The following is a 10,451-nucleotide window of genomic DNA, read 5'->3' on the forward strand; positions in this document are numbered from 1 at the left end:
GCCATGTCGGTCGACCCCGGTACGGTCTCGGCATGGCAACCCCTGACGACTTCGACGCCCTCGAACCGATTCGCCTCGTGACCGGCGGCCGCAGCTCCAGCATCATCTATTCGCCCGGGGGCCCGGAGTACCACCAGCACCGGTCGGCGCTGGAGGCTCACGGGATCGAGGGTTCCGGATACGACTTCACCGGCGCGCTTCGCGCCGTGCTCACCGACCAGGCCCCGTCGGCGCTCGGCGCGGTCGGGTTCGACCCGGAGGCCGGCATGGTCAGCGTCTACGGCGACGACCTCGACGCCCTGCTCGTCGCCGCGACGGCCCTGCGGACCCTGGTACTCGACGCCGACGTCCTCGGCGCCGCTCTCGCCCGGGCCGTCGAGCTCGGCCTCGACGACTAGTCCGGCAGCCGGGCGCGGCGAGGCGCCCGGTGTGTCAGCCCTCGCCGGCCAGCGCGAACAGCCCGTCCTCGGTCTGCTCGACGAGTCCGTCCACGAGCAGGGAGTGCAGTGCCCGGTCGCGCTGGCCGGTGTCGGTGAGCCAGACCAGGTCCAGCCGTGCGCGTTCCACCGGTCCGTGGCTCTCGCGCAGCACGTCCATCAGGCGTCCGCGCACCTGACGATCGGTGCCCACGAACTTCTGCACCTTGCGTGGCGGCCCGGTGTGTTCGGGCCGGCCCGCCAGCACCCAGGCGCAGTCGTCGAGGGGGCAGCGCGCGCAGTCCGGGGTCCGTGCCGTGCAGATCGTGGCGCCGAGCTCCATCAGCGCGGCCGAGAAGACCGTGGCCCGAGTCCTGGTGCGCGGCAGCAGTTGTGCCGCATCGGCGAGGTCGCGGGTGGTGGACGGGTTTCCCTGCTCCGCCTGTCCGTGTACCGACCTCGCGATGACACGTCGAACGTTGGTGTCCACCACCGGAACTCGCTGTCCGTAGGCGAAGCAGGCCACGGCCCGGGCGGTGTACGCGCCGATGCCCGGCAGCCCGAGCAGCACGTCGACGTCGGTCGGGACCGCGTCGCCGTGTTCGGTCGCGAGCACGCGGGCGCACTCGTGCAGTCGTAGCGCGCGGCGCGGGTAGCCGAGCTTGCCCCAGGCCCGCAGCACCTCGCCCTGGCTGGAGGCGGCCATCGCCGACGGCACCGGCCAGCGCTCCACCCACTGCTCCCACACCGGAGCCACCCGGACCACCGGCGTCTGCTGCAGCATGATCTCGCTCATCAGGATCTGCCACGCTGTGACGCCCTCGCGTCGCCACGGCAGTTCGCGCGCCTCGCGTTCGAACCAGCTGATCAGTGCGGATGAATTCACCGGATTGTCATGTCCCTCGTTCGCGGTTGTACCAGGTCGGGCGAAAGTGGCCTGAGGCGCCGGGTGCACAATGCATCCATGCCCAATTCGAACCCCATATCCGCCTGGAAGGCACTGAAGCAGGGTAACGACCGCTTCGTGGAAGGCACCTCGCTGCACCCCAGCCAGGGCGTCGCCGACAGGGCCAAACTCGTCGCCGGACAGCACCCCACCGCCGTGCTCTTCGGATGCGGTGATTCTCGTGTGGCCGCGGAGATCATCTTCGACCAGGGACTCGGCGACATGTTCGTCGTCCGCACCGCGGGTCATGTCATCGACAGCTCGGTGCTCGGTTCCATCGAGTACGCGGTCGAGATCCTGAACGTCCCGCTGATCGTGGTCCTCGGCCACGACAACTGCGGCGCCGTCGCGGCCACCATCAACGCGCTGGACGAAGGCGTGGTGCCCGCAGGCTTCATCCGTAGCATCGTCGAACGGGTCGCGCCGTCCATCCTGATGGGCCGCAACGAGGGCCTGAGCACGGTCGACGAGCTCGAGGGCCGGCACGTGGTGGAGACCGGCGACCTGCTGATGCAGCGGTCGCGGATCATCGCGGAGAAGGTCGAGAAGGGCACCTGCGCCATCGTCGGTGTCACCTACACGCTGGCCAACGGCGGCGTGAAGCTGCGTGGCGTGGTGGGCGAAGTCGGCGAGACGACGAACCCCGCCTGATCGGCCGAGGGGGCAGCGGCGAGCGACACGCCGACCCTGCTCGACCACCTCCGGGGCCCGGGCGAATACCTTGGTGTCTGTGTTGGAACCGTCCGGGCCGCTGCCCCCCGAGATCTACTGGCGCCGCCGCATGCTTGCGATCGGTGTTTCAGTGGTCGTGCTGCTGCTGTTGGTGTGGATCATCTCCGCCGTGAGCGGCGGGGACGAGGACCCGTCCGCGGAAGCGGTGGCGTCGAGTTCGGCTCTGGCCGCCTCCTCGTCGGCGTCCGCCGCGGCGTCCAGCTCCACGACCGAGACCGACGACGCCGACGACGCCGACTCGGGTGGTCAGGCGTCGGGGTCGGCGGTCTCCGGGTCGGCTGCGGCCTCCGCGGCCGAGGTCGCCGGAACTCTGCCGCCCGGTCAGTGCGCGGACAAGTCGCTGGCGATCAAGGCCAGCTCGGACGCGGCGAACTACCCGGCGGGTCAGGACCCGGCGTTCGGGATCGTCATCACCAACATCGGCAACGAGTCGTGCGAACGCGACCTGGGCGCCGGCATGCAGCAGGTGATGGTCTACAGCCTCGACGGCCAGCACCGGCTGTGGTCGAACACCGACTGCTTCCCCAACAACACCCCGGACGTGCGCACCCTCAAGCCCGGCGAGCAGGCCGCATTCACCATCAAGTGGTCCGGCGCCACCTCGGAGCCGGGCTGCGCGGCGGCGCGCAACCCCGTCGGTCCCGGTGCCTACACGGTGGTCGGTCAGCTCGGCGCGCTGCGCAGCACCCCGGAGCCGTTCAACATCAGCTAGTCGAACGGCCCGGCGATCGACGTCTCGGCGAGCCGGGAGAGGCCCTCCCGGATGTGCCGGGCCCACAGGCCGCCGATGCCCTCCACCGCCTGCAGGTCGGCCGCGGTCGCGGCGAGCAGGCCCTGGAGCGTGCCGAACGCGCCGACCAGCCGGTGCACCTGGTGGAACTGCAACCGGGGCACCCGGGCCAGCACCCGGTACCCGCGCGGGCTCATCGGCGCATCCAGCGACTCGATGGTCGCCGGGTAGCCGAATGCCCGGGCCAGGGTGGTCAGGTCCAGCAGGTCCGCGTCCGTGAGCTTGTCCAGCGACGTCAGGACGCGTTCGACGGCATCGGTCGGCGCCTGCCCCGGCCCGGCGACGTAGTCCCGGACGACCAGCTGACGCGCCACGTCGTTGTCGCCGACCAGTTCCTCGAGCTGCAGCGCCAGCTGGCGTCCGTCGGTACCGAGTTCGAGCACGTCGCGCTCGATCTCCACCGACACCCGGCGGACCATCTCCAGCCGCTGCACGACGGTCAGCGCGTCGCGCAGGGTGACGAAGTCCTCGATCTCGACCACGGAGAGGGCGTTGGTGACCTCCGTCAGCCGCGACTTGTACCGCTCGAGCGTGGCGACCGCCTGGTTGGCGCGCGAGAGGATGGTCGCCGAGCCGTCCAGGACGTGCCGAATGCCGTCGACGTAGACGCTGACGATGCTCATCGACTGGCTGACCGAGACCACCGGGCAGCCGGTCTGGATGGCGGTCCGCTCCGCGGCGCGGTGCCGGGTGCCGGACTCGACGGTGGGAATCTTGGGATCGGGAACCAGCTGCACGTTCGCCCGGACGATCCGGGTCCCGTCGGAGGAGAGCACGACGGCGCCGTCCATCTTGGACAGTTCCCGCAGCCTGGTCGGGGCGAACTCGACGTCGAGCTCGAACCCGCCGTCGCAGAGGTCCTCGATCTCGTCGTCGTAGCCGAGCACGATGAGGGCGCCGGTGCGGCCGCGCAGAATGCGTTCGAGGCCGTCGCGGAGTTCGGTTCCCGGCGCCAGCCGGGAGATCGTCTCGCGGAGCGCGGCCGTGGGCGCGGTGTCCTCCATCGCCGTCCCCCTTCGCCTCCCGATACCTCATGGCACCGTGCTGAATCGCAGGAGGCCGGTAGCCCCCCACGCATTTCCCGCGATTAGATTACCTATCTATGAGCAGTACCTGGACCTTGCCTGATGATCTGACGCTTCCGCCCCGTCCCGACTTCTTTCCCGCGCCCGGTGGGGCGCTGCCGCAGCACTGGTCGAAGTGCTTCGGCTGCGGTGACGACCAGCCCGCCGGGATGGCGATGACCTTCACCGCCGGCGAAGGCCTCGAGGTCAGCGGGCGGCTGACGGTGGCGCAGAGATACCAGGGCGGACCCGGCGTCATCCACGGCGGCATCCTGTCGGTGGCCTTCGACGAGGTGCAGGGCATGGCCTGCATGGTCCTCGGCGGACCGGTGGTGACCGGGCACCTCGAGATCGACTTCGCGCGCCCGATCCCGCTGGGCTCGGTGCTCGAGTTCCGGGCCCGGATCGACGGCATGGTCCGGCGCAAGGTCTACACCAGCGCGGAGGCCCGCATCGTGGAGGGCCCCACCGCGGGCGACACCGTGGTGGCGACCTCCCGCGGGCTGTTCCTGACGATCAAGCCCGAGCACTTCGCACCGATGGCGGACTTCGTCGACGGCGTGCCCGTCTCGCCGTTCGGCACCTCCTCGCTGTAGGGAGCCCGCCTGCCCCTGGTCCTGGAACTCCGTGTGGGAGACCGGGTTCAGGGGACCGGTCGCAGCGACCGCTTGACCCGGTCCGGTGCGGCGGGCGGGAGTCCGTCCAGCACCCGCAGGGCCTCGCCGAGGTTCCCCACCTCGACCGACCGGAATCCGGGCGGCGCGTCGCCGGAGTCGAGCGGCACCACCGCGTGGGTGAAGCCGAGCCGCTTCGCCTCGGCGAGCCGCCGGCCGACGCCGGTCACGCGCCGTACCTCGCCCGCCAGCCCGACCTCCCCGAGCACCACCAGCCCCGCCGGCAGCGCCACGTCCCGGAAGGCCGACGCCACGGAGAGGGCCAGGGCCAGGTCCGCGGACGGTTCGGTCACCCGCATCCCGCCGACGGTGGCCGCGTACACCTCCTTGTCGGACACCTTGATCCCGAACCGTCGTTCGAGGACCGCGAGCACCATCGCGACCCGGGCGGAGTCCATGCCGCTGACCGCGCGGCGCGGCGACGGGTTGGTGGTGTGTGCGACCAGGGCCTGGACCTCGCCCAGCAACGGGCGTTTGCCGTCCATCGTGACGGTGACCGCGGTGCCCGCCACGGCGTCGTCGCGGTGGTGCAGGAACAGGCCGGACGGGTCGCTGACGCACTCGATGCCGTCCTCGCGCAGTTCGAAGCAGCCCACCTCGTCCGCGGCGCCGAAACGGTTCTTGACCCCGCGCACCATCCGCAGCGTGGAGTGCTTGTCGCCCTCGAAGTGCAGCACCACGTCCACCAGGTGTTCGAGGGATCGGGGGCCGGCGACCGCGCCGTCCTTGGTGACGTGGCCGATCAGCAGCACCGGGATGCCGGTGGTCTTGGCGAGTGAGGTCAGGGCGCTGGTGATGGCGCGGACCTGGGTGACGCCGCCGGTGACGCCCTCGACGTCGGCGGCGAGCATGGTCTGCACGGAGTCGACGATCAGCAGTGTGGGACGCACCTGCTCGACGTGACCGAACACCGTTGCCAGGTCGGATTCCGCGGCCAGGAAGACCCGCTCGTGCACGGCGCCGGTGCGGTCGGCCCGCAGCCGCACCTGGCCGGCCGACTCCTCGCCGGTCACGTACAGCGCGCGGTCCTGCGGGTCGCGTCGGGCCCAGCGGTGCACCACCTCGAGCAGCAGCGTCGACTTGCCGACGCCGGGTTCGCCGGCGAGCAGCACCACGGAGCCGGGCACCAGGCCACCGCCGAGCACCCGGTCGAGCTCCGACACGCCGGTCGGCTTGGCCAGGCTGGAGGTGCCGCTGATCTCGGAGATGGGCATCGCGGGGGAGCTGGGGACCAGCGCGGCGCCGCCACGGGCCGAGGTGGCGCCGGGCCGGCCGGTCACGGCGGCCGCGAGGGCGGGCGCCTCCTCGACGGATCCCCAGGCGCCGCAGTCCGGGCAGCGACCGACCCACTTGGGCATCGTGTGCTGACAGGACGAGCACCGGAAACTCGATTTGGGTTTGGCCACGAGGGGCAGCCTAGGTGGCGGGTCCGACAGCCGGTGCGACGAGAACGGCCCCCGACGTGAAGACGTCGGGGGCCGTTCTCGAAGTGCAGGTCAGCGGACCGCGGGAGCGATCAGTGTCCGCCGCTGTCCAGGTGTGCGGCGCCTTCGTTGCCGGACTTCTCGGACTCGTGCCGCTCGGTGCGCGGGCCGGCGTCGACCGGAACCTGGACGGTGATGTCGCCGGCCTTCGCGAAGGTGAAGGTGACCGGGATGGTCAGGCCGGGACGCACGCCCTCGCTGAGGTCGTTGAGCGTCACCAGGATCAGCTGCGTCGGGTCTTCCGGGTTGTCGAGCACCGTGGCGGCGCGGACGCCGGCGCCGAGCGAGGTCTGCGGGTCGATCACGCGGCCGCCGGCCTCGCCGGCGATGGTGACCGACTTGGCGTAGTCGGTGCTGATCCGGGTGAGTCGCTCCGGCTCGGACTCGTTCTCGTTCACCGCGATGAACGCCAGGGCTGCGGTGCCGCCCGGCTCGAGGCTGTACTCCTCGCTGTCCGGGAACAGGACGTGCACGTTGCGCAGGGCGATGTCGCCCTGGTTCGCGTAGTTGCCGTTCACGGCGGCGACCTGCGTTGCGGTCTGGGTGATCTGGCCCGCGCTGCAGGCGGACAGCGAGATGGCTGCGGCTGCGGCAAGGGCAACTGCGGTGGCGACTCGGCGAGTCGACGCATTCAGGGCTGTCACGGGTTGTCCTCCACGGCGTCGGGTCGTAACTCCACTAGGCAGAGTAGTAGTCAGATCGCGAGCTATCGCCGCGGGGTGTCGGTTTGGTGGTTTCCGGCGCGTCGAGGCGAGGCGAAAGCCGAGGCCAATTGGTCGGTTTAGGGCTTCTTGCTGCACGTCCGGGCCACCCTGTCAACCCCTCCGGAAGGCGGACTGTGCCCCTGACCAGCGCAGTTGGAATCGTTGCCGAGACAACCCGTGATAAACTGGGAAGATCGAAAGGGGCACGGGACAGATGATTTTTAAGGTCGGAGAAACCGTCGTATACCCCCACCACGGAGCGGCGCTGATCGAGGCGATCGAAACTCGCACCATCAAGGGTGAACAGAAGGAGTATCTCGTTCTGAAGGTCGCTCAGGGCGACCTCACCGTTCGGGTCCCAGCAGACAACGCCGAGTACGTCGGCGTTCGTGATGTTGTGGGGCAGGAGGGTCTGGACAAGGTGTTTCAGGTGCTCCGGGCGCCGCACACCGAGGAGCCGACCAACTGGTCGCGCCGTTACAAGGCCAACCTGGAGAAGCTCGCGTCCGGTGACGTGAACAAGGTCGCCGAGGTGGTGCGCGACCTGTGGCGTCGCGAGCAGGACCGCGGCCTCTCCGCAGGTGAGAAGCGAATGCTCGCCAAGGCCCGTCAGATCCTGGTCGGTGAGCTCGCGCTCGCCGAGGGTACGGACGAGGAGAAGGCCGACATCATTCTCGACGAGGTTCTCGCAGCGGCATCCTGACAGCGACGTCGCACACAGTGAGTATCGTGACCAACCCGGTTGACGTGAACAACGTCGACCGGGTTGTTGCGTTGGTTCCGGCGGCCGGACAGGGTGTTCGGCTCGGCGCGGGAATGCCCAAGGCGTTCGTGACGCTGGGGGGCGAGACGCTGCTCCGGCTGGCCGTGGACGGCCTGCTGGCATCCGGCGTCGTGGACCGGGTCGTGGTGATCGTGCCCGCGGACCGGGTCCCCGAGGTCCGCGGTGAACTGCCCGACGGTGTCGACGTGGTCGCGGGCGGTGCCGAGCGCACAGACTCGGTGCGCGCGGGCATCGCCGCGGCGCCCGACGCCGACCTGCTGTTGGTGCACGACGCGGCGCGCGCATTGACCCCGCCCGAGCTGATCGCCCGGGTCGTCGCGGCGTTGCGGGCCGGCCGCTCGGCGGTGGTCCCGGTGGTCCCGGTGGCGGACACCGTCAAGACGGTGGACCCGCTCGGCGTGGTCACCGGTACCCCGGAACGGTCCGAGTTGCGGGCGGTGCAGACACCGCAGGGCTTCTCGGCGGACCTGCTGCGCCGCGCCTACGCCGCCGCCGAGTCCGTCGCCACCGACGACGCCGGCCTGGTCGAACGCATCGGCGGCCCCGTCCACACCGTCGCGGGCGACCCGCTGGCCTTCAAGATCACCACCGCCCTGGACCTGGCCCTGGCCAGGGCGCTGAGCGAGGAGCCTGCGATCCGCCAGCGTGGCTCCCACCAGAAGCTGGGGTCCTGCTAGAAGCTTGGACCGACTGGAACCTCGACCGACAGGGAGCGTGGCGCGTGCGAGTTGGAATCGGTACGGATGTCCATCCGATCGAGCAGGGCAGGCCCTGCTGGGTGGCGGGACTGCTCTTCGAGGGCGAGGACGGCTGCGCCGGGCACTCGGACGGCGACGTCGCCGCGCACGCGCTGTGCGATGCGCTGCTGTCCGCCTCCGGACTCGGCGACCTGGGTTCGGTGTTCGGCACCGGGCGCCCCGAGTGGGACGGCGCGAGCGGTGTGCTGCTGCTCGGCGAGGTGCGGCAACTGCTCGAGGCGCAGGGTCTGGTCGTCGGCAATGCCGCGGTGCAGGTGATCGGAAACCGGCCCAAGATCGGTCCCCGCCGCGCGGAGGCGCAGGCGGTGCTCTCCGGGGTGCTCGGGGCGCCGGTCTCGGTCTCCGCGACCACCACCGACGGGCTGGGCCTCACCGGGCGCGGGGAGGGCATCGCGGCGGTCGCGACCGCGCTGGTACGTGACGCGGCCCCGGACCGGTAAGATCGCACGTCGTGACTCTGCGCCTATTCGACACCGAAGCGCGGGCCCTGCGTGAGTTCACGCCGCTGGCCCCCGGACACGCGTCGATCTATCTGTGCGGCGCGACGGTCCAGGGTGACCCGCACATCGGTCACGTGCGCAGTGGTGTGGCGTTCGACGTGCTGCGGCGCTGGCTGCTCGCGCACGACTACGACGTCGCGTTCGTCCGGAACGTCACCGACATCGACGACAAGATCCTGAACAAGGCCGCCGAGGCGGGTCGACCCTGGTGGGAGTGGGCCGCCACCTACGAGCGCTCCTTCGACCGGGCGTACGAGCAGCTCGGGGTGCTGGCCCCGTCGGCGGAGCCCCGCGCGACCGGCCACGTCACGCAGATGGTCGAGCTGATGGCGCGGCTGATCGACGCCGGGCACGCCTACGCCGCCGCCGGCGACGTCTACTTCGACGTGCGGAGCTTCCCCGCCTACGGCGCGCTGTCCGGGCACAAGCTCGACGACGTGCACCAGGGCGAGAGCGCCGCCGAGGGCAAGCGCGACCCGCGCGACTTCACGCTGTGGAAGGCCGAGAAGCCGGGCGAGCCGTCGTGGCCCACCCCGTGGGGCCGCGGCCGTCCGGGCTGGCACCTGGAGTGCTCGGCGATGGCGGAGGCCTACCTGGGCGCGGAGTTCGACATCCACTGCGGCGGCCTGGACCTGGTGTTCCCGCACCACGAGAACGAGCTCGCGCAGAGCCGGGCCGCGGGCGACGGCTTCGCGCGGTACTGGCTGCACAACGGCTGGGTGACCATGGGCGGCGAGAAGATGTCGAAGTCCCTCGGCAACGTGCTGTCCGTGCCCAACGTCCTCAAACGGGTCCGGCCGCAGGAGCTGCGGTTCTACCTCGGCGGGGCGCACTACCGCTCGATGCTCGAGTACTCGGACCATGCGCTCGACGTCGCCGCGGAGACCTACCGCGGCATCGAGGCGTTCGTGCTCAAAACGCAGGAGCGGGCCGGTGAGATCCCGGTCGGCAAGTGGACCGCGGAGTTCGCGGCCGCGCTCGACGACGACCTCGGGGTGCCCAAGGCGCTCGCCGAGATCCACGGCCGCCAGCGCGAGGGCAACCGTGCGCTGGCAGCGGGCGACCTGGACGCGGCGGTCGCGATCGCCGGGCAGGTACGGGCCATGATGGGCATACTCGGGGTGGACCCGCTCGACCCGCACTGGGTCTCGGGGACAGCCGACGGCTCCGCCCTGCACGACGCGCTGGACGTTCTGGTCCGCGCGAATCTCGAGGCGCGTCAGCGGGCCAAGGCCGACAAGGACTGGGCAGCGGCTGACGAGATCCGGGACCGGCTCGCCATGGCGGGCGTAGAGGTCACCGACACACCGAACGGCCCCGAGTGGGCCGTCAAGACGAACCACAACGAAGCAGGGCAGTGATGGCTGGCAATTCGAGCAGGCGCGGCGCAGTCCGCAAGTCCGGCACCAAGAAGGGCCAGGTAGTCGGCTCCGGTGGAGGCGGCCGTCGCGGCCTCGCCGGCCGCGGGGCCACCCCGCCGGCGGTCGAGCGCACCAAGCATCCCGCCGCCAAGCGGGCCCGGGCCGCGGCCAAGGCCGCCGACGCGGGCCGCACCGGCGGCAGCGCACCCCGCGGTCGCGGCGGCTCGCCCCGCAAGGG

At 71.0% G+C, this 10,451-nt stretch carries 12 protein-coding genes and 1 pseudogene; 9 read left to right on the plus strand and 4 right to left on the minus strand.

What is annotated here, in order from left to right; genetic code table 11:
- Positions 1–32 precede the first annotated feature (32 nt).
- Positions 33–398, plus strand: coding sequence for an Imm51 family immunity protein (locus tag RT2_RS14735; protein ID WP_072845528.1), 366 nt, complete (start codon positions 33–35; stop codon positions 396–398).
- Between the two features lie 34 nt (positions 399–432).
- Here RT2_RS14735 and RT2_RS14740 read toward each other — a convergent pair whose 3' ends face one another.
- On the minus strand, positions 433–1,302 hold the full coding sequence (locus RT2_RS14740) for an HhH-GPD family protein (RefSeq protein WP_072845529.1): 870 nt from the start codon (positions 1,300–1,302) through the stop codon (positions 433–435).
- Positions 1,303–1,380: 78 nt separating this feature from the next.
- Between RT2_RS14740 and RT2_RS14745 the strand changes: the two genes are divergently transcribed.
- Both RT2_RS14745 and RT2_RS14750 read left to right on the plus strand, forming a co-directional pair.
- Entirely contained in the window at positions 1,381–2,013 is a 633-nt protein-coding gene (locus RT2_RS14745; RefSeq protein ID WP_072845560.1) for a carbonic anhydrase, read from the plus strand.
- Between the two features lie 79 nt (positions 2,014–2,092).
- Entirely contained in the window at positions 2,093–2,806 is a 714-nt protein-coding gene (locus RT2_RS14750; RefSeq protein WP_072845530.1) for a hypothetical protein, read from the plus strand.
- Here the strand turns inward: RT2_RS14750 and disA are convergent.
- Positions 2,803–3,888: a DNA integrity scanning diadenylate cyclase DisA gene (gene disA / locus RT2_RS14755; RefSeq protein ID WP_072845531.1), complete on the minus strand. Its 1,086-nt coding sequence runs from the start codon at positions 3,886–3,888 to the stop codon at positions 2,803–2,805. The two genes, RT2_RS14750 and disA, sit on opposite strands and share 4 nt — an antisense overlap.
- 98 nt (positions 3,889–3,986) lie before the next feature.
- On the opposite strand from disA, the gene RT2_RS14760 reads away from it, so the two are divergent.
- Positions 3,987–4,544: a PaaI family thioesterase gene (locus RT2_RS14760; protein ID WP_072845532.1), complete on the plus strand. Its 558-nt coding sequence runs from the start codon at positions 3,987–3,989 to the stop codon at positions 4,542–4,544.
- Positions 4,545–4,591: 47 nt separating this feature from the next.
- Here RT2_RS14760 and radA read toward each other — a convergent pair whose 3' ends face one another.
- Both radA and RT2_RS14770 read right to left on the minus strand, forming a co-directional pair.
- Positions 4,592–6,028: a DNA repair protein RadA gene (gene radA, locus RT2_RS14765; RefSeq protein ID WP_072845533.1), complete on the minus strand. Its 1,437-nt coding sequence runs from the start codon at positions 6,026–6,028 to the stop codon at positions 4,592–4,594.
- 110 nt (positions 6,029–6,138) lie between these two features.
- The gene (locus RT2_RS14770) at positions 6,139–6,750 is read right to left on the minus strand and encodes a copper chaperone PCu(A)C domain-containing protein (protein ID WP_072845534.1); all 612 of its coding nucleotides are present in this window, start codon (positions 6,748–6,750) and stop codon (positions 6,139–6,141) included.
- 274 nt (positions 6,751–7,024) lie between these two features.
- Between RT2_RS14770 and RT2_RS14775 the strand changes: the two genes are divergently transcribed.
- The 5 genes and pseudogenes from RT2_RS14775 to RT2_RS14795 all read left to right on the plus strand — a co-directional run.
- The gene (locus RT2_RS14775) at positions 7,025–7,513 is read left to right on the plus strand and encodes a CarD family transcriptional regulator (protein ID WP_072845535.1); all 489 of its coding nucleotides are present in this window, start codon (positions 7,025–7,027) and stop codon (positions 7,511–7,513) included.
- 44 nt (positions 7,514–7,557) lie between these two features.
- The gene (ispD, locus tag RT2_RS14780; RefSeq protein ID WP_072845536.1) at positions 7,558–8,271 is read left to right on the plus strand and encodes a 2-C-methyl-D-erythritol 4-phosphate cytidylyltransferase; all 714 of its coding nucleotides are present in this window, start codon (positions 7,558–7,560) and stop codon (positions 8,269–8,271) included.
- Positions 8,272–8,315: 44 nt separating this feature from the next.
- On the plus strand, positions 8,316–8,792 hold the full coding sequence (gene ispF, locus RT2_RS14785) for a 2-C-methyl-D-erythritol 2,4-cyclodiphosphate synthase (RefSeq protein WP_072845537.1): 477 nt from the start codon (positions 8,316–8,318) through the stop codon (positions 8,790–8,792).
- Positions 8,793–8,803: 11 nt separating this feature from the next.
- Positions 8,804–10,213: a cysteine--tRNA ligase gene (cysS, locus tag RT2_RS14790; protein ID WP_072845538.1), complete on the plus strand. Its 1,410-nt coding sequence runs from the start codon at positions 8,804–8,806 to the stop codon at positions 10,211–10,213.
- Positions 10,213–10,451 (plus strand): annotated as a pseudogene (locus RT2_RS14795) (23S rRNA (guanosine(2251)-2'-O)-methyltransferase RlmB); the annotation flags it as partial. The gene cysS and the pseudogene RT2_RS14795, both read left to right, overlap by 1 nt.

This window comes from Rhodococcus tukisamuensis NBRC 100609, from assembly GCF_001894985.1.
In the GTDB taxonomy this organism is placed as follows: domain Bacteria; phylum Actinomycetota; class Actinomycetes; order Mycobacteriales; family Mycobacteriaceae; genus Rhodococcus_G; species Rhodococcus_G tukisamuensis.

Bases quoted from the DNA above. Each gene is read 5' to 3' on its own strand.
- RT2_RS14735 (WP_072845528.1), top strand. From the start codon at position 33: ATGGCAACCCCTGACGACTTCGACGCCCTCGAACCGATTCGCCTCGTG.
- RT2_RS14745 (WP_072845560.1), top strand. From the start codon at position 1,381: ATGCCCAATTCGAACCCCATATCCGCCTGGAAGGCACTGAAGCAGGGT.
- disA (WP_072845531.1), bottom strand. From the start codon at position 3,888: ATGGAGGACACCGCGCCCACGGCCGCGCTCCGCGAGACGATCTCCCGG.
- RT2_RS14760 (WP_072845532.1), top strand. From the start codon at position 3,987: ATGAGCAGTACCTGGACCTTGCCTGATGATCTGACGCTTCCGCCCCGT.
- RT2_RS14775 (WP_072845535.1), top strand. From the start codon at position 7,025: ATGATTTTTAAGGTCGGAGAAACCGTCGTATACCCCCACCACGGAGCG.